Annotated in this window: 24 protein-coding genes; 6 read left to right on the top strand and 18 right to left on the bottom strand. The window is 67.7% G+C overall.

Annotation, left to right across the window (positions count from 1 at the left end):
- Complete coding sequence (locus tag YWC_RS0123405) at positions 1-696, bottom strand: response regulator transcription factor (protein WP_027867562.1); 696 nt, start codon at positions 694-696, stop codon at positions 1-3.
- 166 nt (positions 697-862) lie between these two features.
- Between YWC_RS0123405 and YWC_RS30550 the strand changes: the two genes are divergently transcribed.
- The 3 genes from YWC_RS30550 to YWC_RS0123390 are packed head-to-tail and all read left to right on the top strand — an operon-like array spanning position 863 to position 3012.
- On the top strand, positions 863-1696 hold the full coding sequence (locus tag YWC_RS30550; protein ID WP_051306693.1) for an alpha/beta fold hydrolase: 834 nt from the start codon (positions 863-865) through the stop codon (positions 1694-1696).
- A 37-nt stretch (positions 1697-1733) separates the two neighbouring features.
- Positions 1734-2300 (top strand): dCTP deaminase, encoded by a 567-nt coding sequence (gene dcd, locus YWC_RS0123395; protein ID WP_027867561.1) that lies wholly within the window; start codon positions 1734-1736, stop codon positions 2298-2300.
- Positions 2301-2355: 55 nt separating this feature from the next.
- Positions 2356-3012 carry a cation efflux transmembrane domain-containing protein gene (locus YWC_RS0123390; RefSeq protein ID WP_027867560.1) on the top strand — a complete coding sequence of 219 codons (657 nt, stop codon included), beginning with the start codon at positions 2356-2358 and terminating at the stop codon, positions 3010-3012.
- Here the strand turns inward: YWC_RS0123390 and YWC_RS0123385 are convergent.
- From YWC_RS0123385 to YWC_RS0123365, 5 genes are all read right to left on the bottom strand, one after another.
- The gene (locus tag YWC_RS0123385; RefSeq protein WP_027867559.1) at positions 2999-3862 is read right to left on the bottom strand and encodes a sigma-70 family RNA polymerase sigma factor; all 864 of its coding nucleotides are present in this window, start codon (positions 3860-3862) and stop codon (positions 2999-3001) included. The genes YWC_RS0123390 and YWC_RS0123385 overlap by 14 nt on opposite strands.
- Positions 3863-3937: 75 nt before the next feature.
- Positions 3938-6196, bottom strand: a complete 2259-nt coding sequence (locus tag YWC_RS0123380; RefSeq protein ID WP_027867558.1) for an arginine/lysine/ornithine decarboxylase — start codon at positions 6194-6196, stop codon at positions 3938-3940.
- Between the two features lie 175 nt (positions 6197-6371).
- Positions 6372-7010: a DUF4337 domain-containing protein gene (locus YWC_RS0123375; RefSeq protein WP_027867557.1), complete on the bottom strand. Its 639-nt coding sequence runs from the start codon at positions 7008-7010 to the stop codon at positions 6372-6374.
- 4 nt (positions 7011-7014) lie between these two features.
- Positions 7015-7509, bottom strand: coding sequence for a dihydrofolate reductase (locus YWC_RS0123370; protein ID WP_027867556.1), 495 nt, complete (start codon positions 7507-7509; stop codon positions 7015-7017).
- A gap of 76 nt (positions 7510-7585) precedes the next feature.
- Positions 7586-8380: a thymidylate synthase gene (locus YWC_RS0123365; RefSeq protein ID WP_027867555.1), complete on the bottom strand. Its 795-nt coding sequence runs from the start codon at positions 8378-8380 to the stop codon at positions 7586-7588.
- Positions 8381-8470: 90 nt separating this feature from the next.
- Between YWC_RS0123365 and YWC_RS0123360 the strand changes: the two genes are divergently transcribed.
- Positions 8471-8800: a hypothetical protein gene (locus YWC_RS0123360; RefSeq protein ID WP_027867554.1), complete on the top strand. Its 330-nt coding sequence runs from the start codon at positions 8471-8473 to the stop codon at positions 8798-8800.
- On the opposite strand, the gene YWC_RS30545 is transcribed toward YWC_RS0123360, so the two are convergent.
- From YWC_RS30545 to wrbA, 9 genes are all read right to left on the bottom strand, one after another.
- On the bottom strand, positions 8767-9882 hold the full coding sequence (locus tag YWC_RS30545; RefSeq protein ID WP_036215642.1) for a threonine aldolase family protein: 1116 nt from the start codon (positions 9880-9882) through the stop codon (positions 8767-8769). The two genes, YWC_RS0123360 and YWC_RS30545, sit on opposite strands and share 34 nt — an antisense overlap.
- Before the next feature lie 59 nt (positions 9883-9941).
- Positions 9942-11969 carry a methyl-accepting chemotaxis protein gene (locus YWC_RS0123350; RefSeq protein ID WP_027867553.1) on the bottom strand — a complete coding sequence of 676 codons (2028 nt, stop codon included), beginning with the start codon at positions 11967-11969 and terminating at the stop codon, positions 9942-9944.
- Positions 11970-12136: 167 nt separating this feature from the next.
- Positions 12137-13966, bottom strand: coding sequence for an ABC transporter transmembrane domain-containing protein (locus tag YWC_RS0123345; protein ID WP_027867552.1), 1830 nt, complete (start codon positions 13964-13966; stop codon positions 12137-12139).
- A 37-nt stretch (positions 13967-14003) separates the two neighbouring features.
- Positions 14004-15074: a lipocalin-like domain-containing protein gene (locus YWC_RS0123340; protein ID WP_027867551.1), complete on the bottom strand. Its 1071-nt coding sequence runs from the start codon at positions 15072-15074 to the stop codon at positions 14004-14006.
- Positions 15074-17635: an FtsX-like permease family protein gene (locus YWC_RS0123335; protein WP_027867550.1), complete on the bottom strand. Its 2562-nt coding sequence runs from the start codon at positions 17633-17635 to the stop codon at positions 15074-15076. The genes YWC_RS0123340 and YWC_RS0123335 overlap by 1 nt, the downstream gene beginning before the upstream one ends.
- A complete protein-coding gene (locus tag YWC_RS0123330; protein ID WP_027867549.1) occupies positions 17623-18051 on the bottom strand; it encodes a DUF4124 domain-containing protein in 429 nt (142 codons plus the stop codon). Before YWC_RS0123330 ends, YWC_RS0123335 begins: the two co-directional genes overlap by 13 nt.
- A gap of 14 nt (positions 18052-18065) precedes the next feature.
- Positions 18066-19502 (bottom strand): FAD-binding oxidoreductase, encoded by a 1437-nt coding sequence (locus tag YWC_RS0123325; protein ID WP_051306692.1) that lies wholly within the window; start codon positions 19500-19502, stop codon positions 18066-18068.
- Entirely contained in the window at positions 19495-19896 is a 402-nt protein-coding gene (locus YWC_RS0123320; RefSeq protein WP_027867547.1) for a DUF2069 domain-containing protein, read from the bottom strand. Before YWC_RS0123320 ends, YWC_RS0123325 begins: the two co-directional genes overlap by 8 nt.
- Positions 19893-20513, bottom strand: a complete 621-nt coding sequence (gene wrbA / locus YWC_RS0123315) for an NAD(P)H:quinone oxidoreductase (RefSeq protein WP_027867546.1) — start codon at positions 20511-20513, stop codon at positions 19893-19895. The genes YWC_RS0123320 and wrbA overlap by 4 nt, the downstream gene beginning before the upstream one ends.
- Positions 20514-20577: 64 nt before the next feature.
- Here wrbA and YWC_RS0123310 point away from each other — a divergent pair, with 64 nt between their 5' ends.
- Positions 20578-21927, top strand: coding sequence for a YihY family inner membrane protein (locus tag YWC_RS0123310; protein ID WP_084416553.1), 1350 nt, complete (start codon positions 20578-20580; stop codon positions 21925-21927).
- 38 nt (positions 21928-21965) lie between these two features.
- Here YWC_RS0123310 and YWC_RS0123305 read toward each other — a convergent pair whose 3' ends face one another.
- Genes YWC_RS0123305 through YWC_RS0123295 form a run of 3 tightly spaced genes read right to left on the bottom strand, consistent with a single transcriptional unit; the run spans position 21966 to position 24411 of the window.
- Positions 21966-22271 carry an Mpo1-like protein gene (locus YWC_RS0123305; RefSeq protein ID WP_027867544.1) on the bottom strand — a complete coding sequence of 102 codons (306 nt, stop codon included), beginning with the start codon at positions 22269-22271 and terminating at the stop codon, positions 21966-21968.
- On the bottom strand, positions 22268-23101 hold the full coding sequence (locus YWC_RS0123300) for an alpha/beta fold hydrolase (RefSeq protein WP_027867543.1): 834 nt from the start codon (positions 23099-23101) through the stop codon (positions 22268-22270). The genes YWC_RS0123305 and YWC_RS0123300 overlap by 4 nt, the downstream gene beginning before the upstream one ends.
- Positions 23101-24411, bottom strand: coding sequence for an O-acetylhomoserine aminocarboxypropyltransferase (locus YWC_RS0123295; protein ID WP_027867542.1), 1311 nt, complete (start codon positions 24409-24411; stop codon positions 23101-23103). Before YWC_RS0123295 ends, YWC_RS0123300 begins: the two co-directional genes overlap by 1 nt.
- 180 nt (positions 24412-24591) lie before the next feature.
- Here YWC_RS0123295 and YWC_RS0123290 point away from each other — a divergent pair, with 180 nt between their 5' ends.
- Positions 24592-25044 (top strand): CBS domain-containing protein, encoded by a 453-nt coding sequence (locus tag YWC_RS0123290; RefSeq protein WP_027867541.1) that lies wholly within the window; start codon positions 24592-24594, stop codon positions 25042-25044.
- Positions 25045-25052 lie beyond the last annotated feature (8 nt).

The following is a 25052-nucleotide window of genomic DNA, read 5'->3' as shown; positions in this document are numbered from 1 at the left end:
TCAGTCCCGGATCAGCTGGTAGCCCTGGCGGTAGATCGTCTGCAACGGAGAGCGGCCGTCCGCGAGCAGGCCGAGTTTCTGGCGCAGGCTGCTCAGGTGCACGTCGATGTTGCGGTCGAAGCGCGCCAGTGGCCGGCCCAGGCCCTGTTCCGACAGCTCGTTCTTGCTGACGGGCCGGCCGGCGTGGCGCGCCAGCACGTCGAGCAGGTTGAATTCGGTGCTGGTCAGCTCCAGCGCCGCGCCGTCCCAGCTGGCGCGGCGCTGTTCCGGATACATGTTCAGCTTGCCGACCGTGAGCACCGTGCCGGGGCCGGCGCCGCTGGCCTGGGTGCGGCGCAGGATGGCGCGCACCCGCGCGGTCAGTTCGCGCGGCGTGCAGGGCTTGGCGACATAGTCGTCGGCGCCCAGTTCCAGGCCGAGGATGCGGTCGGCGTCGTCGCCGCGCGCGGTCAGCATCAGGATCGGAATCCGGCTCGCTGCGCAGCCGGCCGCGCGGACCTGGCGCAGCGCCTCGATGCCGTTCGTGCCCGGCATCATCACGTCGAGGACCGCAATGGCATAGTCGCCGCGCAGCGCCTCGCGCACGCCGTCGTGGCCGTTGTGGACGCAGGTGGTGCGAAAGCCTTCCTGTTCCAGGTATTCGGAAAACATCCCGACGAGTTCGACGTCGTCGTCAATCAGCAGTACGTGGTTCATGGGCAGCAGGATAGCAAAGGCGCCGCCGGGAACATTTTGTGCAGTGCGAAATTTTACCTGGATTTACATGTCGACAAGTTACTGGTGTAGGCATTCCCCTCTAAACCCGGTTCGTGCGCCGGGCTCTTTCATTACAATGGACCGTTGACATTCACGCCATACCCTCATGAGCAAACCGCTGCTGCACTTCTCCCACGGGAACAGCTACCCGGCCGGCACCTACAGCCGGCTGTTCCAGGCCCTCGGCGCGCACTACGACCTGCGCGCGCACGACATGTACGGCCACGACCCGCGCTTTCCGGTGGGCGACGGCTGGCACGGCCTGGTGGAGGAGCTGATCCACCAGCTGGAGGGCTACGAGCGCCCGCCGATCCTGGTCGGCCATTCGCTCGGCGGCATGCTGAGCATGATGGCGGCCAAGCAGCGTCCCGAGCTGGCGCGCTGCGTCGTCATGCTGGATTCGCCGGTGGTGGCCGGCTGGCGCGCCTTCCTGTGGAAGCTGGTCAAGAAACGCGGCATGGGTTCGCGCTTCTCGCCGGCGAGGTTTTCCGAACGCCGGCGCAATGTCTGGCCGGATCGGGCGGCGGCCTACCAGCATTTCATCGCCAAGCCGATGTTCCAGGCCTGGGCGCCGGGTGCGCTCGACGACTACCTCGACCACGGCCTCCAGCCCCATCCGGAAGGCGTGCAGCTGCGCTTCGACCGGGCCGTGGAAACCATGATCTACAACACGCTGCCGCACCACATGGGCGCCATCCTGCGCGAGCCTTTTCCCCTACCGATCGGCTTCATCGCCGGCACCACCTCGGAAGAGCTGCGCCAGGCCGGCCTGGACGCTACCCGCCGCCTGGTCGGTCGCAATCTGGTGATGATCGAGGGCGGCCACCTGTACCCGCTCGAGAAACCCGAGGAAACGGCGCGCCTGACCCACGAGATGATCGCGCGCCTGTTGTCGCCATCGATGCCGGCCACCCAAAGCGTGTCGGCGGCGGCGGTTTAGCGTAAAATCGCGGGATTGATTTTTTGGAATGTCACTGATGGCTATCAAGAGCGATAAATGGATCCGCCGCATGGCGGAAGAGACCGGGATGATCGAACCCTTCGAACCGCGCCAGGTGCGCGAGTCCGACGGCCGCCGGGTCATTTCGTGGGGCACGTCGTCGTATGGCTACGATATTCGCTGCGCCGACGAGTTCAAGGTGTTCACCAACATCAACAGCACCATCGTCGATCCCAAGAATTTCGATTCGAATTCCTTCGTGGACGTGAAAAGCGATGTCTGCATCATCCCGCCGAATTCCTTCGCGCTGGCCCGCACCATCGAGTACTTCCGCATTCCGCGCAACGTGCTGACCGTGTGCCTGGGCAAATCGACCTACGCGCGCTGCGGCATCATCGTCAACGTCACGCCTTTCGAGCCGGAGTGGGAAGGCTACGTGACCCTGGAATTCTCGAACACCACGCCGCTGCCGGCCAAGATCTATGCCGGCGAAGGCTGCGCCCAGGTGCTGTTTTTCGAATCCGATGAAATCTGCGAGACCTCGTACAAGGACCGCGGCGGCAAGTACCAGGGCCAGCACGGCGTGACGCTGCCGAAAACCTGATTCAAATTTTGCGGTATCCTGTCAGGATTGAATCATATTGATGGGCTAAACCCGTATGGCTGATTGCTGCAGCGGCGGCTGCTCCTCGAGCAAGCCGCCGGTCGACCCCCGCTACCGGCGCGTGCTCTGGATCGCGCTCTGGGTCAACGCGCTGATGTTCGGCGTCGAGATCGTCGCCGGCTGGGCCGCCGGCTCGGTCGCGCTGCTGGCCGACGCCGTCGACTTCCTCGGCGACGCCGCCAACTACGGCATCTCCCTGTTCGTCCTCGCGCTGGCGCCGATCTGGCGCTCGCGCACCGCGCTGGTCAAGGGCGCGACCATGGGCGGCTATGGCATCTTCGTGCTCGGCACCGCCCTGTGGCACCTTCAGCTCGGCGTCGTGCCGAAGGCGGAAACCATGGGCGTGGTGGGCTTCCTCGCCCTGGTCGCCAACTGCTCGGTGGGTGCGCTGCTGTGGGCCTACCGCAACGGCGACGCCAACATGCGTTCGGTGTGGCTGTGCACCCGCAACGATGCGATTTCCAACGTGGCCGTGATGCTCGCCGCCCTCGGCGTGTTCGGGACCGGCAGCGGCCTGCCGGACCTCCTGGTGGCCACCATCATGGGCCTGCTCGGCCTGTCCGCCGCCTACTCGGTCATCACGCACGCGCGCCGCGAGATGCGCGAGGCAAGCCAGGCGCCCGCAGCGCCCCTCGAACTCAAGCGCCGCTAGGCGGCATGGCGCGGCCCAGGTGGCCGAGCTTGTCCGGATTGCGCGTCACGTAGATGGCGGTGACCTTGCCGCCGTCGATCTCCACCGCCATCGCCTGCAGCATGCCGTCGAGCTCGATGGTGAGCTGGCCGGGCAGGCCGCCGATCGACGCGTCGCCGAGCAGCTCGGCCTTGCTCCAGCCTTTCTCGGCCAGCGCCCGAAAGAAGCGCGCCACCTTGTCCATGCCATGGATCGGGTTGACTGCCGAATTGCGCTTGCCGCCGCCGTCGCCGTAGAACACCACATCGTCCGCCAGCAGCTGTTTCAGTTGCCCCAGGTCGCCGCTGCGCGAGGCCGCGAAAAAGGCGCCGGCGATGCGCTGCTGCTCGTCCTGCGGCACAGGGAAGCGCGGGCGCGCATCCGCTACGTGCGTGCGCGCGCGGCTGGCCAGCTGGCGCGCCGCCGCGCTCTCGCGGCCGATGGCTTCGCCGACTTCCTTGAAATCGAGTTCGAACACGTCGTGCAGCAGGAAAGCGGCGCGCTCCAGCGGCGACAGGCGTTCCATGGCGAGCATCAGGGGCAGGGTGATGTCGTCCGGCTCGTCCTCGGGATCGATGTAGGGTTCCGGCAGCCAGGGCCCGATGTACTGCTCGCGCTTGATGCGGCTGGATTTGAGGACGTCGAGGCACAGGCGGGTGACGGTGCGCACCAGCCAGCCATCGGGTTCGATGATCTGCTCACGGTCGGCGCCGTGCCAGCGCAGCCAGGCGTCCTGGACGACGTCTTCGGCTTCCGCGACGGAGCCGAGCATGCGGTAGGCGATGCGCTGCAGGCGCGGGCGGCGGGTGGTGAAGAAGAGGGTGGGGTCCATGACGCCATAGCTTAGCGCAGAACGACAATGGGGACAGGGCCGAAGCCTTGTCCCCATCGGCGGGACCTTCCTTGATTACGCGTCCTGCATCACGCAATCCACGAAGTAGCCGCGCTTGCCGTCGACTTCACGCTTGACCAGCCCGTGCACGTCGGTCTCGAAGCCCGGGAAGCGCTCGTTGAAGTCGCGCGCGAAGCGCAGGTAGTCGACGATGGTCCGGTTGAAGCGCTCGCCCGGGATCAGGAGCGGAATGCCCGGCGGGTAAGGCGTCAGGAGGATCGCGGTGATGCGGCCTTCCAGTTCGTCGATCGCGACGCGCTCGATCTGGCGGTGCGCCATCTTGGCGAAGGCGTCCGACGGCTTCATGGCCGGCACCATGTCCGACAGGTACATCTCGGTGGTCAGGCGCGCCACGTCGTACTGCTTGTAGAACAGGTGGATCTCGGTGCACAGGTCGCGCAGGCCGCGGGTTTCGTAGCGCGGGTTGGCTGTGGCGAACTGCGGCATCACGCGCCACATCGGCTGGTTGCGGTCGTAGTCGTCCTTGAACTGCTGCAGCGCGGTCACCAGGGTGTTCCAGCGGCCCTTGGTGATGCCGATGGTGAACATGATGAAGAAGGAGTACAGGCCGCACTTCTCGATGATCACGCCGTGCTCGGCCAGGTACTTGGTCACGATCGAGGCCGGGATGCCGGTGTCGCCGAACTTGCCGTCCAGCGACAGGCCCGGGGTCACGATGGTCGACTTGATCGGGTCGAGCATGTTGAATCCCGGAGCCAGCTTGCCGAAGCCGTGCCAGTCGTCCTCGGCGTGGATCATCCAGTCCTTCTGCTCGCCGATGCCTTCTTCCGACTGCACGTCGGGGCCCCACACCTTGAACCACCAGTCGTCGCCGAATTCCTGGTCGACCTTCTTCATGGCGCGGCGGAAGTCCAGCGCTTCCAGGATCGATTCCTCCACCAGGGCGGTGCCGCCCGGCGCTTCCATCATGGCCGCGGCGACGTCGCAGGAGGCGATGATCGAGTACTGGGGCGAGGTCGAGGTGTGCATCAGGTAGGCCTCGTTGAAGGCGTCCTGGTCGAGTTTCACGGTTTCCGACTCGCGCACCAGCACCTGCGAGGCCTGCGACAGGCCGGCCAGCAATTTGTGGGTCGACTGGGTGGAGAAAATCATGGACTGCTTGGCGCGCGGGCGGTTCTCGCCGATTGCGTGCATGTTCTGGTAGAAGCTGTGGAAGGCGGCGTGCGGCAGCCAGGCTTCGTCGAAGTGCAGGGTGTCGATCTTCCCGTCCAGCATTTCGCGCAGGGTCTCGACGTTGTACACCACGCCGTCGTAGGTCGACTGGGTGATGGTCAGGATGCGCGGCTTCTTGTTGACGGCGTCGCGCGCGAACGGGTTCGCTTCGATCTTGCGGGCGATCGACTCCGGGGTGAATTCTTCCAGTGGGATCGGACCGATGATGCCGAGGTTGTTCCGGGTCGGCATCAGGAACACCGGGATGGCGCCGCACATGATGATCGAGTGCAGGATCGACTTGTGGCAGTTACGGTCGACCACCACGATGTCGCCCGGGGCGACTGTAGAGTGCCAGACCATCTTGTTCGAGGTCGAGGTGCCGTTGGTCACGAAGTAGCAGTGGTCGGCATTGTAGATGCGCGCCGCGTTGCGCTCGGACTTGGCGACCGGGCCGGTGTGATCCAGCAGTTGGCCCAGTTCCTCGACCGCGTTGCAGACGTCGGCGCGCAGCATGTTCTCGCCGAAGAACTGGTGGAACATCTGGCCGATGGGCGACTTCAGGAAGGCGACGCCGCCCGAGTGGCCCGGGCAGTGCCACGAGTAGGAGCCGTCGTAGGCGTAGTTGACCAGCGCGCGGAAGAAGGGCGGCGCCAGCGAATCGAGGTAGGCCTTGGCTTCGCGGATGATGTGGCGCGCCACGAACTCCGGGGTGTCCTCGAACATGTGGATGAAGCCGTGCAGCTCCTTCAGGATGTCGTTCGGGATGTGGCGGCTGGTGCGGGTCTCGCCGTAGATGTAGATCGGGATGTTCGCGTTCTTGTGGCGGATCTCCTGCACGAAGGCGCGCAGGCCGGTCAGGGCGAAATCGGTTTCCTCGACCGAGCCGCCGCCGAATTCCTCGTCGTCGATGGACAGGACGAAGGCGGAGGCGCGCGACTGCTGCTGGGCGAACTGGGACAGGTCGCCGTAGCTGGTCAGGCCGAGCACCTCCATGCCTTCCTGCTCCATCGCGGCCGCGAGTGCGCGAATGCCGAGACCGGAGGTGTTCTCGGAACGGAAGTCCTCGTCGATGATGACGATGGGGAAACGAAATTTCATGGACAGCTCCAAAGCGAAGCGCCGTGGAAGCGGGCGGCCCGGGTGGGTCGCTCCGCCGGCCACGGCACCGGGAAAAAAGAGGAAACGGATTTTCGCAGAAATCGCGCGCGCCGGTGCAAGTTTTTTGCAAGATTAGCCAGTAGACGCGCTGCCTGTCGCACACTAGCTGGAAAACTCAGTTGGAAAGCCTCCTGCCGACCCGCCGGAAGACCTCGGTCAGGGCCGCCGCGCCGAAGGCCGCCAGCAGCGGACCGGCCGAGAAGGGCATCGGATCGGCCTGGATCGCGGCGAACAGGCCCAGCGTGATGCCGAAGGCGGCCACGGCGCTGGTGAGCGTGAGCAGCCAGGTGCGGCGCGACAGCAGGCTGATGGCGGCCAGCGAGATCGCGATCTGCTGCGCGACCGCGGCGGCAGCCCACTGGCGGTGACGGTGCAGTTCTTTCTCGGACAAGGTGTTCCATTCGCTCGAGCTGGCCTCGAAGCGTTCCGCTTCCTGGCGAATGCTTTCTTTCTCGGCGCTGTAGCGGCGTATCTCTTCGCGATAGTGCTCCCTGTCGGTGCCCGGCAGGGCCGCGGCGACCTCGGACAGGTTCTGGCGGTTGGTCTTGGCCTGGTAGTGGTTCCAGGCATTGGCCGCGCTGGTCTTGTCGATCGCCGCATTGCTCTTGTACAGGGCGGCGTTGTTGTGCGAGGCGCTGCCGATGAAGCCGAACATGGTCCCGAGGGTGGCCAGGATGGCGATCAGGACCGCCACCTTGCCGGCGAAGCCGTCGCCGCCGCGCGTGCCGGGAGTGCGAACTGCCTGGTCGGTCATGGTGTCAATCCTGCTTTCGAAGATAGGTCACGTAGGCGAAGTCATAGCCGTTCGCGTCGGAGTGGTGGGCCTCGCGCGCGCTTTCCCGCCACACGGCCGGGTCGATCGGCGGGAAGAAGGTATCGCAGCGGAACACGTGGTCGATCTCGGTGACGATCATGCGGTCGGCCAGCTGAACCGCCTCGTTGAAGATCTGGGCGCCGCCGATGATGCTGGCCGCTTCGCCATTCAGCAGGGCGATCGCGGCTGGCAGCGAGCTTGCGGTCTCCACGCCCTCGTGCGACCAGCCGGGATTGCGGGTGATGACGATGTTGCGGCGCTTGGGCAGCGGGCGGCCGATCGAATCGAAGGTCTTGCGGCCCATGACGATGGGCTTGCCCAGGGTGACGCGCTTGAAGTGAGCCAGGTCTTCGGGCAGGTGCCAGGGCAGCTGGTTATCGATGCCGATGCCGCGCTGGGCATCGATGGCCACTACCAAAGTCAAAGCCGCATCGCCCATCGTCGTGTCCGTCGTCATGTGTAGAGGTAGAAGTGTTGTCGTTTTGAGAGCAGGATGTCAAGGAATATGGACGCGTTCAGACCGCCACCGGTGCCCGGATCGCCGGGTCCGGATCGTAGCCCGTGACCTCGAAGTCCTCGAAGCGGTAGTCGAACAGGGAATCCGGCTTGCGCTTGACGACCAGGCGCGGCAGTTCTTTCGGCGTGCGCGACAGCTGCAGGTCGACCTGCTCCATGTGGTTGCTGTACAGGTGGCAGTCCCCGCCGGTCCAGATGAACTCGCCCACTTCCAGGCCGGCCTGCTGGGCCATCATGTGGGTCAGGATCGCGTAGGACGCGATATTGAAGGGCACGCCCAGGAAGATGTCGGCGCTGCGCTGGTACAGCTGGCAGGACAGCTTGCCGTCCGCTACATAGAACTGGAAGAAGGCATGGCAGGGCGGCAGCTTCATGTTCGGCAGGTCGGCCACGTTCCAGCTTGATACGATCATGCGGCGCGAGTCCGGCGAATTGCGGATCTGGTCCAGCACCTGCGAGATCTGGTCGATGTGGCCGCCATCGGGCGTCGGCCAGCTGCGCCACTGGTAGCCGTAGATCGGGCCCAGGTTGCCGTCCGCATCGGCCCATTCGTCCCAGATACGGACGCCGTTCTCCTTCAGGTAGGCGATGTTGGTCGAGCCCTGCAGGAACCAGATCAGTTCATGGATGATCGATTTGAGGTGGACCTTCTTGGTGGTAAGCAGGGGGAAGCCCTGCTGCAGGTCGAAACGCATCTGGTAGCCGAAGACGGACAGGGTGCCGGTGCCGGTGCGGTCGGTCTTGACCGCGCCATGCTCTTTCACATGGCGCATGAAGTCGAGGTATTGGCGCATTGGGTATGACGATAGGTGACAGTCCGTCATTGTAACCGAGAGCGCCCGGCTTGACCTCGTCCCTGGCGCGCCCTGCGGTATAGTGCGCTCATGCCGACTTCCCCGAACCATCCCAGCACGCCGGACGGCCGCTACTTCGTGGTCGCGGGCCGGCTCTGGCGATCGAGCAACCCGGCGCTGGCGCCGCAGCAGCGCCAGCAACTGGTCGACGAACTGATGCGGGCGCGCAGGCAGGTCGGCATGGCCAAGCGGGCCGGCGACACCGGCGCCGAGCGCCGTGCCCGCGCCGAGGTCGATGCGGCCAAGCGTGCACTCGGTGAGCGCGGGCCGGTCTGGTGGACCGACGGCACCCCCGACTACAACCGGCGCATGGTGGCGAACACGCCCTATGCGGACTGGTACGCGTCCTTGTCGTCCTGAGCGCCGAGCGCCCGCGCGAACAGCGCAAGCGCCTCGCGTACCTGCTCGTCCGGCGCATTCAGCAGGTTGTCGCCCACGTAAAGCTCGAAGGAACTGGTGCCCGGCAGGGCGGTGACGGCGATGCGGTTGAACATCCAGATGCCATGCCGCTCGGCGAGCTCGCGGCGGATCGCCAGCGCACGCTCGGCCGTCACCGGCAGGTGCAGGTGCAGCATGTTGGTGTGCGGCGCCGCCGGGTTGACGCGAATGATCGGGTGCGCCGCCAGTTCGCGGTACAGGAAGTGCGTGCGCTCCAGGCAGGCCGGCATCGCGGCCAGGCGTTCCTCGAAGCCCATCGCGGCCGCCACCACATAGGGCGAGCGGTGGATGACATTGCCGCCCTGGCGCCGGAACCATTCGGCGGCCCGGTCCACGAATTCGCGGCTGCCGGCCAGCATGGCGCCGCCCAGGCCGTCGATCCCCTTGTACAGCGAGACGTAGACGGAATCGAAGCCGGCCGCGACCTCCATCAAGGGCTTGGCGTAGCCGGCGGCCGCTTCCCACAGGCGCGCGCCGTCCATGTGCAGGTGGGCGCCGCGCGCCCGGCAATGCGCCTTGATCGCCTCCAGTTCGTCCCAGGAAGAGAGCTGGCCGCCGATTTCGCGCAGGGGCAGTTCCATGCCGACCGCGCCCAGGCGGTCGGGGATCGCGGCCAGGTCGGCGACGCGCCAGGGACGGTAGCGCTCCCCGGCGGCAAGGGCGTTGAAGTGGCCCAGCAGCTGGTAGTTCGAGCGCTCGTGCACGAAGATGTGCGAGGTCGGGTGCAGGGCGGCGAGATCGCGCCCGCGGTCCTGGCAGGCCAGGCGCAGCGCCGTTACCTGGGCCATGGTGCCGCTGACGCAAAACACCGCCGCCTCCTTGCCCAGCAGGCGCGCGATCCTGTCTTCGAATTCCTGCAGCAGCGGACCGCTGCCGTAAACGTCGTGCTGGACGTCGTTCGCCTCGCACCATGCCGCCATGGCCACGAACAGTTCGGCGGGCGTGCGGGCGCGGTGGCCGGGGAAGACGAGGTGGCAGCGGCGTTGCAATTCGGTGTCGTTCAAGGCAGGCTCCTGGCGAAGCCTGCCACTCTACACCGAACCGGGCGCTTCGGAAAAGGGCCTCAGCGGGCGCCGAGAGCGAGGCGGCGCGGCGTGGATGCGATCGCGTTCGTGTCGCCGTGGTCGGCAAGGCGGAACAGGCGCACGGCGCGCGCCAGCTCGTCGGCCTGGTCCTGCATGGCCTGGGCGGCGGCGCTGGCCTCTTCGACCAGGGCCGCGTTCTGCTGGGTCGCCTCGTCCATGGCGCCGACTGCGCTGTTGATGTGCTCGATGCCGCCGGTCTGCTCCTGGCTGGCGGCGGTGATCTCGGCCATGATGTCGGTCACGCGCGCCACGCTTGCCAGCACGTCCTGCATCGTGGCGCCGGCGTCGGCCACCAGCTTGCCGCCCGCTTCGACTTCACCGTTCGATGCGTCGATGAGCAGCTTGATCTCCTTGGCCGCCGCCGCGCAGCGCTGGGCCAGGCTGCGCACCTCGTTCGCGACCACGGCGAAGCCGCGGCCCTGTTCGCCCGCACGGGCGGCTTCCACGGCCGCGTTCAGGGCCAGGATATTGGTCTGGAAGGCGATGCCGTCGATCACGCCGGTGATGTCGGAAATCTTGCGCGACGACTGGCTGATGGCGTCCATGCGCTCGATCACCTGGGCCACGGTGGCGCCGCCGCGCTGCGCCACGTTCGATGCGCTGACGGCGAGCTGGTTGGCCTGGCGCGCGTTGTCGGCGTTCTGGCGCACGGTGGCGGTGAGCTGGTCCATCGAGGTGGCGGTGCCGGCCAGGCTGGCCGCCTGCTCCTCGGTGCGCTGGCACAGGTCCAGGTTGCCGGCCGAGATCTGCTGCGAGGCGCTGGCGATCTGCTCGGCGCCGAGGCGCACCTTGCCCACCACGCTGGAGAGGCTGGCGCCCACGCTGTTGATGGCCTCGGTCAGCAGGCCGATCTCGTCGCGGCCGCGGCTCTCCATGCGCGCCGTGAGGTCGCCCTCGGCGATGCGCCTGGCGACGTCGCGCACCTGCGCCAGCGGACGCGCCACGCTGGCGCGCACCACGGCGTACAGGAGCGCGGCCAGCACCGCCAGGGCCAGCAGGCCGGCCAGGATGAAGCGCTGGCGCAGTTCGGTGGCGGCCGCGGTGATCTCGTCCCGGTAAGTGCCGCCGGCGATGATCCAGTTCCAGTCCTTGATGTGGGTGTAGGCGACGAACTTTTCGCGCGCCGCGCTCTCTCCCGGGTTCTGCCAGTCGTAGACGATGCTGCCGTTCTTCTTCTCCAGCATCTCGCGGATGAAGGCGCGTCCGTCGGCGGCGCGGCTGTCGAGCAGATTGGCGCCTTCGCTGCCCGGGTGCACCAGCAGCTCGCCGTAGTGCTTGCCCGGGGCGGCGTTCAGCACGTAGAAGTAGCCGGTCTCGCCCACCTTGAGCGCGCGGATGCGGTCCTTCAGCAGCTTCATGTCTTCCGTGATGTCGACGCCCACGTAGAGCACCGCGACCACCTTGCCGGCGGCATCGCGCGCCGGCTCGTACTGGGTGATGTACTGCTTGCCGAACAGGGTGACCAGGCCGATGTAGCTGCGGCCGTCGCGCAGCACGGCATAGGCCGGGCTGTTGCGGTCCAGGGTGGTGCCGATGGCGCGCTCGCCGTTTTCCTTCTTGACCGAGGTCGTTACGCGCACGAAGTCCTCGCCGTCCGCGGCGAAGATGGTGGCGTTGCCGCCGGTCTGCGCGGTGAAGCTGTCCGGCGCGCCGAAGTCGAGGTTCAGCACCTTGCCGTCGAGCTTGAGCGTGGGCGTGGCCTTGCCGCCGATGTCCACCGTGGTCGCCGGGTCGAGCTCGAAGCTGCCGGGCAGGCCATGGCGGAAGATCTGGCCGAAGCTCCTGGCCGAGCTGCTGACGCTCTTGTTGAACATCTCGACCGTGTTGGCCACGCTGCGCAGTTCGCTCGTGACGCTCTGGGTGGCACGCTCCTCGAGCATGCGCGAGGTGGCGTAGGTGATCGTCGCGACCAGCGCGGCAATGATCGCGGCCGTCAGCACGAAGGTGATGGCGCTGATGCGGGTGCCAACATTCCAGTTGGCGGGATGATATCGGGAGGAGGGCATGAGGCACACTGGATCGGGAACCAGAGGCATCATACCGTTGTGACTTTCCGTAGCGCAACAAAACCGGTTCAAAAACCGTGGTGTGCGCGGCGCCGCCACAACACAGATGCCGCATTGGCAAGCAATCCCGATGCGCTTCCGTCATCACCGCGCGCCCGGCCGGAAACTCAGGAAGCCTGCTGTTCGAGCGGCGCGTGGGCCTGGAACTGCAGCGCCGCCAGGTTGGCGTACACGCCGCCGTGCGCGACCAGCGAGGCGTGGGTGCCGGCTTCGACCACGCGGCCTTCGTCGAGCACGATGATGCGGTCGGCGCGCTGCACCGTGGCCAGGCGGTGGGCGATGATGATGGTGGTGCGGCCGACCATGGCCGCCTCGAGCGCGCGCTGCACCAGGCGTTCCGACTCGGCGTCGAGGGCGCTGGTGGCTTCGTCGAGCAGCAGCAGCGGCGGATTCTTGAGCAGGGCGCGCGCGATCGCGATGCGCTGGCGCTGGCCGCCCGACAGGCGCACGCCGCGCTCGCCCAGGTAGGAGCCGTAGCCCTGCGGCAGGCGCTCGATGAACTCGTGGGCCGCGGCCATCTTCGCCGCCGCCACCACTTCCTCGTCGCTCGCATCCGGCCTGCCGTAGCGGATGTTCTCCAGCGCGCTGCTCGAGAAGATCACGGTGTCCTGCGGGACGATGCCGATCGCGTCGCGCAGCGTGTGCAGCGCCAGGTCGCGGATGTCGATGCCGTCCAGGCGGATGCTGCCGGCCTGCGGGTCGTAGAAACGCAGCAGCAGCTGGAACAGGGTGGTCTTGCCGGCGCCCGAGGGGCCGACCACGGCCACGGTCTCGCCGGCGGCGATGTCGAGCTTCAGGTGCGACAGCGCCGCGGTATCCAGGCGCGAGGGATAGCTGAAGCTGACGTCGTCGAGCGTCACGCGGGCGCCGTTGGCAAGCCGCGGGGGCAGCGGCTGCGGATGGGCCGGGTCCTGGATGTCGGAGCGGGCCGCAAGCAGTTCCAGCAGGCGCTCGGTGGCGCCGGCGGCGCGCTGGGCTTCGCCCATCACTTCGGACAATGCGCCGACCGAGCCAGCCACGATCGAGGCGTACAGGATGAACTGCCCGAGGTCGCCGCCGGTCATCGTGCCGCCAAGCACCGCATGGGCGCCGAGCCAGAGCACGAACACGATGGCGCCGAACACCAGCACGATGGCCAGCATGGTCAGCGTGGCGCGGGCGCGAATGCGCCGGATCGCGGTCTGGAAGGCGCCTTCGACGGAGCTGCCGAAGCGGCCGGCCTCGATGTCCTCGTGGGTGAAGGACTGCACGGTGGGCATGGCGTTCAGGATCTCGCCCGCCAGCGCCGAGGCGTCGGCGATGCGGTCCTGCGAGTCGCGCGAGAGCTGGCGCACGCGGCGCCCGAACAGCACGATCGGCAGCACCACCAGCACCAGGAGGCCCAGGATGATCGCGGTGAGCTTGGGGCTGGTCACGAACAGCATCACCAGGCCGCCGATGAACAGCAGGGTATTGCGCAAGGCGAGTGAGATGCTGGTGCCGACCACGGTCTGGATCAGGGTGGTGTCGGTGGTCAGGCGCGACAGCACTTCGCCGGTGCGCGTGGATTCGAAAAATTCGGGGCTCTGGTGCACCACGTGGCGGTAGACGGCGGCGCGCACGTCGGCCACCACGCGCTCGCCCAGCCACGACACCATGTAGAAGCGCGCGGCGGTGGCCACTGCCAGCACGGCGGCCACGCCGAACAGGGCCAGGAACACGGCATTGACGTGCTCGATGTTCTGGCGGCCGGCGTCGGCGCCGAAGCCGTGGTCGATCATCTGCTTGAAGGCGGCGGGAATCGCCAGCGTGGCGCCGGCCGCGAACAGCAGCGCGATGCCGGCCAGGACGAACTGGCGGCGGTAGGGCGCGAGGAAGGGCAGCAGGCCCTTGAGCGCAGCCAGGCTGCCTTTGCGGGAGGTGTCGGAATCGGTATTGCCGGTGGAGCGGGAAGTCATTGTCTCGGGCGGATTGTTCTTCAATGTTCTGTTCTGTTCAAAGCTTCATCGGGCGCACGTAGCCCGTCATTTCCAGGTAGCCGCGCCCCAAGGGCTTGCCGTCACGGCTGACCGTCACCGCGCCTTCCCAGTACACCGCCCCGGTCGAGCGGCGCGAATCGAGTTCCTGGTCCTGCTGCAGGGGAGTGAGCTGCCAGCGCAGCGCGCCGGTGGCGACATCCTGGGCCACCGGGTACTCGGCGCCGGTGCGCGGCGACCGCCAGCGCGCGGTGGGCGTGAAATCGACTTGGTCGGGCGCGTAGCGGGTCACGCGGCCCGCGGCATCGCGCACGGTGGCGTGCGCCCATAGTTTACCACCTTGCTTGCTGCGAATCTGGAAAGCCATCAGGGCGCCGCCATCGTCAAGGTTCACGCCGATCCAGTCCCAGCCGGTGGCTTCGGGCTGCAGCGCTTCGCTCGACCATTCGTGATCCAGCCAGGCGCTGCCGGTGACGGCCACGGGCAGGCTGCCGGCGCGGCCCACGTTGCCGCTCACCTTCAGCTGCGGTTCGCTGTAGTAATGGCTGGCGTGCTGGGGGCTGGCGCCCTTGCGCGAATAACCGCCTTCGCCCTGCACCAGCACCGGCTGGGTCGGCTGCAGGCGCAGTTCCAGCGTCAGTTCGCTCGAGCGGATGGTGACGCGGTAATGCCCTGAGCTTTCGCGCACCATGCGCCAGTCGTCGAGTTTGAGGTCGGTGTTGCCGGTGCGGGCCCAGGCCAGGCCGAAGCCTTCGCGGGCGCTCTTCTGGTCGTGCACCAGGCGGCCCAGCGCCGGGTCGGACAGGGCGGCGTGGCCGATCACCAGCTGGCGCGGGGCAAACGCGCTCGGGTTCCTCGGGTCGTGTTCGGTGCGGCTACGGAAGAAGGTGACCTGGAAGCCGAGCGGCTTGCGGTCGGGCGTTTCGACCCAGCCGGTGACGTACCACCATTCGGTGCGAAATTCCGGGTGGGCGCCGAAGTCGCGCGGGAAGGACAGCGTGGTGCCGGGAACCACGGGTGCGAACTGCGGCGGCTCGGCCCGGCCCCACTGCGCAAGGAACAACAGCACAACAAATACCACTAACCGCATTACCAATCCTCCCTGACCGCGCGTACCGGACCACCCGACAGCGCATAACGTCCCGATACCAGTGCCGTCAGGATCGAGGCCCCGACCAGCACCGCGGCCACGCTCCCCAGCAAGGTCCACGGCAGGTGCAGTCCCATTGTCCAGTGAAACGACTGCGGGTTGACAACATAAACCAGGATCAGGCTGATGACCAGCCCCAGCGCGAAGCCGCAGGCCACCCCGAGCAGGGTGAGCAGGCCGCCTTCGAAGGCAAGGATGCCCAGCACCTGGCCGCGGGTGACGCCAACGTGGCGCAGCATGCCGAACTCCCTGGAGCGCGCCAGGGTCTGGGCCGAGAAGCTGGCCGCCACCCCGGACAGTCCGATGGCGATGGCGATCGCTTCCAGCAGATAGGTGACCGCAAAGCTGCGGTCGAAGATCCGCAAGCTGGCGGCGCGGATCTCGCCGGCCGACATGGTCTGCAGCGCCGCCCCGAAAGGCAGGGCGCGCACCGCGCCTTCGAGCTGCTCGGCGCTGCTGCCGCGCGCCGCGAACAGGGCGGCATCCGTGACTTCGCCTTCGCCCGTCAGGGCCCGGTAGTCGGCCAGGCGGATCACCACCGAACCGGCCTGGTTGGCGTAGTCGCGCCACACCCCGGCCACGAAGAATGTCGCCTGGGCGCCCCCCAGCGGCAGCGTCAATGTCTGGCCGACGCGCACGCCATACAGGTCGAGCATGGCTTCGGATACCCAGGCCGGCCGCGCACCGCCCGGTACCGGCGCGCTGGTGCCCACCAGGTACAGCAGCTGCCCGGGATCGCGCGCATCGATGTCGCGCGCGATCACGACCACGTTGGGCCGTTCGGGGGACAAGGACACGGGACGGGTGCGCAGGAAGTGGGCCTGGGCGACGCCGGGCGTGGCGCGCAGCGCCGCCTGTTGCTCGGGTGTGAGGAAACCGGTATTGCCGCTGCTTGCCGCCCGGACGTACAGGTCGGCCGGCAGGATGTGCCCCATCCAGTCGTCCACCGAGACCCGGAAGCTGACCACCATGATGCCCATCGCGACCATCAGGCTGAAGCTGGCGAGCACACCGCCCAGCGCGATCGCCGCCTGGCCCGGCGCATTCGCGAGGCGCGACAGGGACAGCAGCAGGATCGGCGGCGCGCGGCGCGCGCGCAGCAGCAGGCCCTCCATGCGGCGGAAGGTTTCCGCGGCCAGGCGCGGCATCAGGCCGATGCCGCCGATGAGCAGCAGGGCGATCGAGAAGTAGCCGAACAGCGGCAGCTCGAACACCGGCGGCGCGAAGGCCAGCACGGCGGCCAGGGACAGGCACAGCAGCGATGGCCAGACCCGCGCCAGGCGCGACAGCGCGGCTTCGTCGGCGCCCGACTTGATCGCCACCGCCGGCCGGGAATTGGCCGCCTCCAGCGCCGGCGCCAGGCAGCCGAGCAGGGCCACGCCCAGGCCGAGCAGGAAGAACACGGTGGCCGCCACCGGCGTGAACTGGACCTGCGGGCGGATGCCAGGGAAGTAACCGGCGCCGAGGTCGCCGCCGAAATAGGCAAGGGCCAGGGCCGCCAGCGCGTAACCGCCCAGGATGCCCAGCGCCGCGCCGAGCACGCCCAGGACGGCGCCCTCGAGCAGCACCTGGCCCAGCAGTTGATTGCGCTCCAGGCCGAGCACGCGCAGCAGCGCGAACTGGCTGCGCCGGCGCATCACCGACAGCGCCTGGGTCGAGAACACCAGGAAGGCGCCGGTGAACAGGGCCACCAGCGCCAGCACGGTCAGGTTGACGCGGTAGGCGCGGCTCAGGTTGGCGTTGCGCTCTTCCTGGTCGCTGTCGTTCGGCTGGCGCACCAGGAAGCGCCCCGGAAAGCTGCGCTCCAGCTCCCCGGCCAGGCTGCGCTGGAAGGCGGCGCGGGCGACCCCGTCGCGCAGCTTGAGGTCGACCCGCGACAGGCGCCCCAGCTGATTGAAGCGCCACTGCAAGGCGCCGATGTCCATCACGGCGATACGCTGGCCCGCGCGTGCCCGCTGTACCGGCCCGGCCACGCGCAGCCTGACGTCGCCGGTCCCGGCGCGCAGCACGAGGGTGTCGCCTGGCCGTTTTTGCAGCCAGGCCTGGGCGGCGGGCGACAGGAACAGGGCGTCGTCGGCCAGCACGTCGGTCATGCGGCCATTTTGCGGCACGCCGGTGAGGTCGGGCGAAATGAAGCCGGCGCGGAAGGCGTCGATGCCGACGATGCGCAGCGAGCCCTGCATGCCGGGAAAGCCGGCCGACAGCTCGAGCACCGGCGCCGCCACCGCCACCTGCGGATGGGCGGCCAGCCTGGCGTAGACGGATTCGTCGAACATGGGTTCGCGGCCGACCACCTGGACGTCGGCCTGGCCGGCCAGGGTCTTGACGGCGGCGGAAAACTCGTTGAAGGCGGCTGCGTTGATGAGGTGGATGGCGAAGCCCATGGCGACGCCGACCGCGATCGCGGCGATGGCGAGCAGCGCCCGCACGGGATGGGCGCGCCATTCGCCGAACAGGAGCCAGCGAGACAGGATTCCGGTGGGCAGGCTCAGGACGGGCATTCCACCGCCAGTGCCTCGGCCTGCCGCCGCGCCTTGGTGCCGGCGCGTTCGGCGTCGTCGCGGCCGGCGCGCCGCGCGTCTTCGATGGCCCACTTGTGCTGCAGGCGCAGCTTGTCGCAGCGACGCCGGACGGCCGCCGCGGCCCGCTGGGCCCGGACACCCTCGCGTGCGGCCTGCTCCTCGCGCGTCGCGCGTGCCTCTTCGATTTCCTGCAGCAGGGCGCGCTCGCGCGCGAGCCGGGCCAGGGCGTCCGGCGCCGGGTTTGGCGTGGCCTGCACCTTCAGGGCCACCGCGCCGTTCCCGCAGGGCTGGTCGTGGTAACTGATCCTGCCGCCTTCCTTGCATTTGTAGATCGTGCCCGCGCTTGCTGCGCTGGAGGCCAGGCAGAGGATCGCCATCGATACTTGCTTGCGCATGTGAATGTCCCCGGTCATAGAATTTTGCCAGGGTTCATAATGCCGAGCGGGTCCAGTGCGGCTTTGACGGCACGCATCATGTCCAGTTCGACCGGTTCCTTGTAGCGCGCCAGTTGCTCGCGCTTGAGGGCGCCGATCCCGTGCTCGGCCGAGATCGAGCCATGGAAGCGGGCGACGCTGTCGTGGACGATGCGGTTCACCAGCTCCTGGTGCGCCAGGAAACTGTCGTGGCCGATGCCGGCCGGCGGCGCGATGTTGTAGTGCAGGTTGCCATCACCCAAGTGTCCGAAGCAGACGACCTGGCAGCCGGGGAAGGCGGCCTGCAAGGCGCCATCGGTCTGCGCGATAAACTCCGGAATGCGCGACACCGGCAGCGAGATGTCGTGCTTGATGTTCTTGCCGGCGGCCGCTTGCGCCATCGAAATGTGCTCGCGCAGCTTCCACAGGCCGATCGACTGGCTGACCGAACTGGCCAGCACGGCGTCCAGCGCGATGCCGGCCTCCAACGCCGCGCCGACCGCGGACTCGACCAGGCCGGCGGCGTGGTCTTCGGATTCGTTGCTCGACAGTTCGACCAGCGCATACTGCGGATAGTGGTCGGCGAAGGGCCGCGGCAGCTCGGGGAAATGGGTATGGACCAGGCGCAGGCACAGGTCGGACATGAGTTCGTAGCCGGTGAGCGCGGCGCCGCAGCGTTCCTGCATCAGGGACAGCAGCGCGAGCGCGCTCTGTGGCGAGTCGAGCGCAACCAGTGCCGTCAGGGCCGCCTTCGGTTGCGGGTACAGCTTGAGCACGGCCGCGGTGATGACGCCGAGCGTGCCTTCGGCGCCGATGAACAGATCGCGCAGCGCATAGCCGGTATTGTCCTTGCGCAGGCCGCGCAAGCCGTCCCACACCTGGCCCTGGGCGGTGACCACTTCCAGGCCCAGGCACAGCTCGCGGGTATTCCCGTAGCGCAGCACCGCGGTGCCGCCGGCATTGGTGGCCAGGTTGCCGCCGATGGTGCAGCTGCCTTCGCTGGCCAGCGACAGGGGAAACAGCATGCCGGCCTCGAGCGCGGCCTGCTGGACGTCGTACAGGATGCAGCCGGCTTCGACCGTCATGGTGCGGTTGGCCGCGTCGATGGCACGGATCCGGTTCAGGCGCCGCAGCGACAGCACGACGGCGCTGCCGCTGGCATCCGGTACGCTGCCGAGCACCAGGCCGGTGCGGCCGCCCTGGGGCACGACGGGCACGCGCGCCGCGGCGCAGGCGGCGACCACCTGCGCCACCTCGCGGGTGTCAAACGGCAAGACCACGGCCAGCGCGCGCCCGGTGAAGCGGCCGCGCCAGTCTTCCAGGTAGGGCGTCATCGCGGCGGGATCGAGGACCAGGTGCGCCTCGCCGACGATGGCGCCGAGGCCGGCGACGAAGGTGGCCAGCGCGGCGCCGGCCGGCTGTGCTTCAGTCATGCGGGACTTTGACCTTGTCGAGCAGTTCCTTGGCCAGGCGCTTGGCTTCCCTTTTGTATGGATGCAGGAACAGCAGCGCGCAGGCATAGTAGACGACCACCAGTACGATCTCGCCGACCGCCATGCCGCGCGAGGCTTCGGAAGTGTCGGCCCAGGCGCGCACCACGCCTTCGGCGAAATAGATGAGGATCACCATCGACGACCATTGCAGGGTGTAGAGGTCGCGCTTGATCACGCCGCGCAAGGGCAGCAGCAGGGGCAGCGCCTTGAGCGCAAGCAGCGAGCCGCCCGGGTGCAGCGGTGCGACGAACACTTCCCAGGCGACGAGCCAGCCGATCAGCCAGATCAGGCTCGCGATTGCGCCGGCATGAAAGACTTTTGCGGTATCCATCATTGCATTCCATCGAGTTTGATCGCGGCAAGGGCCAGACGTTTGCCGAGCGCGATGGCGAGCACGCGCTCGTCCTCGGTCAGGGCGCGCTTGCCGTCGGCGCCGGCCCAGTGCGAGGCGCCGTAGGGGCTGCCGCCGCTGGCGGTATTCATGAGTTCAGGATGCGAGTAGGGCAGTCCCATCACGAGCATGCCGTGGTGTAACAACGGGAGCATCATCGACAGCAGGGTCGATTCCTGGCCGCCGTGCAGGCTGCCGGTGGACGTGAAGACGACCGCCGGCTTGCCGGACAGCGTGCCGTTGACCCAGTCGGCGGCGGTGCCGTCGAGGAAATACTTGACCGCGGACGCCATGTTGCCGAAGCGGGTCGGCGAGCCGAGCGCGAGGCCGGCGCATTCGCGCAGGTCGTCCAGCTCGACGTAGGGCGCGCCTTCGCCCGGGATATCGGGCGCGGTGGCCTCGGCCACGGTGGACACGGCCGGCACGGTGCGCAGGCGCGCCTCGGCCCCGGGCACGCTCTCGATGCCCTGGGCGACCAGTTCGGCCAGCTTGCGGGTGGCGCCATGGCGCGAGTAGTACAACACGAGAATGGTCAGGTTAGGGGTCAGGGTCGGCTTCATCGTTGGTATTATAGGGCGCTTTGCTCAATTGACATGCCCTATGCGGGCCGAATCGAACCACCGAATGCTTTCCAAGACCGTCCACTCCCTGTCGCGCAGCACGGGCGACCTGCTGGCCATCGGCAGCGACCGCGCGCGCGGCCTGACGCTGGGCGAAACCGGCGACCTGTTGCGCTTCGCCCGGCGCCGCCTGCGCGAAGAGAAATTGCCGCAAGTGGCGGGGAGCCTGACCTTCACCACCACCCTGGCGCTGGTGCCCCTGCTCACCATCGTGCTGGCGATCCTGACCACCTTCCCGGTCTTCGATCAGTTGCGCGCGGCGCTCGATACCTGGTTCGTGCAGACCCTGATGCCCAGGGCCATCGCGAATACCATCAGCGCCAACCTGACCCAGTTCGCCAACCAGGCCAAGGGCCTGTCCCTGCTGGGCGCCGTGCTGCTGCTGGTGACCACGACCGCGATGATGGGGATGATCGAGCGCGCCTTCAACCAGATCTGGGGCGTGCGCCGGCCGCGGCCATGGTCGCAGCGGGTGCCGGTCTACTGGGCCATCATCACGCTCGGCCCGATCCTGATCGGCTTGTCGCTCACCGCCACCTCCCAGCTGTTCACTGCCACCGGCGGACTGGTGAAGTCCTTGCCTTTCCTCGGCACGCTGTTCTACACCGTGGTGTCGGTGGCCCTGAGCGCCGGGGCCTACATGCTGCTTTACATGGCGGTGCCGAACCGCCGCGTGCACTGGCGCGACGCCCTGTGGGGCGGGCTGGCCGCGGCAATCGCCTTCGAGCTCGCCAAGCGCGGCTTCGCCCTGTTCATCCGCCAGTTCCCGACATACGCCATCATCTATGGCGCCCTGGCGGCGCTGCCGCTGTTCCTGGTCTGGATGTACCTGTCCTGGCTGATCACCCTGGTCGGCGCCGTGCTGGCCGCCGCGCTGCCGGTGGTCAAGTACGAGCGCTGGAAGCACCAGCCGACGCCGGGCAGCGCTTTTGTGGACGCGATGGCCGTGCTCAAGGTGCTATGCGGCAGCGCGCGGCTGACCGGCACCACCCTGGTCGCGAATGCGGCGATCCGGGCGCACACGCGCATCGGCTACGACGAGATGTCGATGCTGCTCGAGAAGATGGTGGCGGCGGGCTGGGTCGGGCGGGTGCAGGACGAGCTTCCGGCCGGTGTGCGCTGGGGACGCGGCGCCCGCGAAAACGTCGAGAACTGGGTGCTGCTGGCCGATCCGGGCAAGATCCGGCTGGCCGACGTCTACCGCCTGTTCGTGTTCGACGTCGGCACTGCCGATGGAGCGCCGCCTGCCACGCCGCTGGCGCTCGACACCGCGGCCCTGGCGCGCCAGGTCGAGGCAGCCGTGGAGGATGGACTGGAACAGAGCCTGGCCGAGCACTTCGGGGCCGCTGCCTGAGGCCTGCCTGCGCGGCACCGGTCATGCCGCCGATGACACTACCAGCTGAGCTTGCCTGTCAGCATCTGCCAGTACATCACCCAATCGGCGCGGAAGGAAAACCAGGGCTGGGAGAACGAAGCCGGCCGGTTCTTCTCGTAGAAGAAGTGGCCGATCCAGGCCCCGCCATAGCCGCTGACCACCGCGAACAGCAGCCACCAGGCGTTCAGGCTGTCGATGTACTGGGCGATCGCGGCGATCGCCGACGAGGTGCCGATGAAGTGGGCGCGGCGGCAGCGCCGGTCGGCATGCTGGGTCAGGTAGTAGGGATAGAACTCCGCGAAGCTGGCGAAACGGGCCGTCATGTGGTCTCCTGGATCCGTTGGAACGGGATCGACGCGGCGAAGCCTGCCAATGCATCGAGCACCGCGTCGGGCGCCTCGGCCATCATCTGGTGGCCGGCGTCCACGTTGACGATTTTGCCATGCTTGATCGCGCCGGTCAGCAGTTTCGTCGAACGGGGCGGCGTCATCACATCCTTTTTGCCGAATACGAACAGGGTAGGGCAGCGCACTGCGACGGCGGCGGCCTCGCCGTTCGCGTAGCTGTTGCATGCGGCGAAGTCGGTGTAGAACAGATGTTCCGGATTGCGCGCCGACATCCGCTGCATCAGGCGGCGCGCGCCGCCCATCACCGAGAAGCCCGGACCCGGGCAGGAAGGCTTGTGCGCGATCGACGAGTGCGACCAGATGTTGACCATGTCGATGGCCGAGCCTTCATCAAGGCGGGCGGTCTCGAGCAGGGCGTCGGCCACCTTCATCGGGTAAGTGGTGCCGAGCAGGGCCAGGCCGGCCACCGTGCCTGGTGCGCGCAGGCTGGCTTCCAGCGCGATCAGCGAGCCCATGCTGTGCCCGGCCAGCAGCGCACGCTCGACCCCGGCTGCTGCCAGGACGGCCAGGATCCAGTCCGCCATCGCTTCCACGCTGCTCAAGGCCGGGCCGCCGCTGCGGCCGTGGCCCGGCAGGTCGACCGCCAGCACCGCGTAACCGTGGTGCGCCAGGTAGCGGCTCTGCAGCGCCCAGACCGAATGGTCGTTCTGGGCGCCGTGGATCAGCAAGATGGCCGGCAGGGCAGGGTCGAAGGCTTTGCCGCCGGTGTAGGCATAGGCGCCGGCGCCGTTGATCTCGAGTCGCATCAGGATCCCTTCTGGGCCAGTTTCAGGGCCCGCTTCAGGTCGTCGATCAGGTCGTCCGGGTCTTCCAGGCCGACCGACAGGCGCATGCTTCCTTCCGTGATGCCGGCCGCCGCCAGCTGGTCGGCGGGCACGCGCAAGTGGGTGGTCGAGGCCGGGTGGATGACCAGGGATTTCGCGTCGCCCACGTTGGCCAGGTGCGAGAACAGCTGCAGGCCGTCGGCAAAGCGGCGCCCGGCCGCACGGTCGCCCTTCAAGGTGAAGGTGAATACGGCGCCGCAGCCTTTCGGCAGCAGGCGTGCGGCAAGCGCGTGATCGGGGTGCGATTCCAGTTCCGGGTAGGACACCGATTCGACCGCCGGATGCGCCAGCAGGAATTCCACGACACGGCGCGTGTTGGCCACGTGGCGGTCCATGCGCAGGCCCAGGGTCTCGATGCCTTGCAGGATGGCGAAGGCGTTGTGCGGGCTCATGGCCGCGCCGAAGTCGCGCAGGCCTTCGCGCCGCGCGCGCAGGGCGAAGGGCGCGACCGTCGATTCCTCCGCGAACACCATGCCGTGGAAGCCCTCGTAGGGCTCGCACAGCTCCGGGAAGCGCCCGCTGCGCGCGTGGGCGGCGTCCCAGTCGAAGGTTCCGCCGTCGACCAGCAGGCCGCCGATGGCGGTGCCGTGGCCGCACAGGAACTTGGTGGCGGAATGGAACAGCAGGTCGGCGCCCAGCTCGAACGGACGCTGCAGATAGGGCGTGGTGAAGGTCGCGTCCACCATCAGGGGCAGGTCGTGCTCGTGCGCGATGCCGGCCACTGCCGGGATGTCGAGCACGTCCAGGCCCGGGTTGCCGAGGGTCTCGCCGAACAGCAGCTTGGTGTTCGGGCGGATCGCGGCGCGCCAGGCGTCGAGGTTGCGCGGATCCACGAAGGTGGTGTCGATGCCGAAGCGGCGCAGCGTGTAGTGCAGCAGGTTGTGCGAGCCGCCGTACAGGGCGCTCGAGGCCACGACGTGCGCGCCGGCGCCCGCGATGGTCGCCAGGCCGAGGTGCATCGCGGCCTGGCCGCTGGCGGTGGCGATGCCGGCCACGCCGCCTTCGAGAGCGGCGATGCGCTCTTCCAGCACCGCATTGGTCGGGTTCGAGATGCGCGAGTAGACGTGGCCGGCGCGCTCCATGTTGAACAGGGACGCCGCATGCTCCGAATCGCGGAACGCGAACGAGGAAGTGAAATGGATCGGCGTGGCGCGCGCGCCGGTGGCCGGGTCCGGCGCACTGCCGGCATGCAGGGCCAGCGTATCGAAGCCGGGATACTGGGGACCGCTCATCGTTCTAACTCTTCCAGGTAAGGAGATGGCGGGCATCCTAGCATTGATTTACGCTTGCGCAACATTGCTCTTCCCTAAATTGGTGCAGCGCTGGATTTTTTGGCGGGCATCGGCTACAGTCAAGTTATGAGTTATACAAATATTGCTGCAATTACAAACCAACCGGACGGGGTGGCTACCATGAAAGTCTCCGAGATCCTGCAGGTCAAAGGCGAAATCCTCTACACCGTCACTCCGGACATGCCGCTGGTGCAGGCGGCTGCGACGATGGCGGAAAAGGACATCGGGTCGCTGGTCGTCATGGAATATGGCGACCTGGTCGGTATGCTGACCTTCCGCGAAGTAATCAAGGAACTGCATGCGCAGGGCGGGGCGCTCGGCAACGGCACCGTGCGCAAGGTGATGGACGACAGCCCGATCACCGTCACGCCGGATACCGAAGTCAATGAAGTGCGCCGCATCATGCTGGAAAAGCACGCGCGCTACCTGCCGGTGATGAACGCCCGCACCCTGCTGGGCGTGATCTCGTTCTACGACGTGGCCAAGGCGGTGCTGGAAGCGCAGAGCTTCGAGAACCGCATGCTCAAGGCCTATATCCGCGACTGGCCGGCCGAGCAGGCAACCGAGGATTGATTTCCGGG

This window comes from Massilia alkalitolerans DSM 17462 (assembly GCF_000427785.1).
GTDB lineage: Bacteria > Pseudomonadota > Gammaproteobacteria > Burkholderiales > Burkholderiaceae_D > Telluria > Telluria alkalitolerans.
The sequence above is the reverse complement of the archived record's forward strand: the minus strand, read 5'-3'. Positions and strand labels throughout refer to the sequence as shown.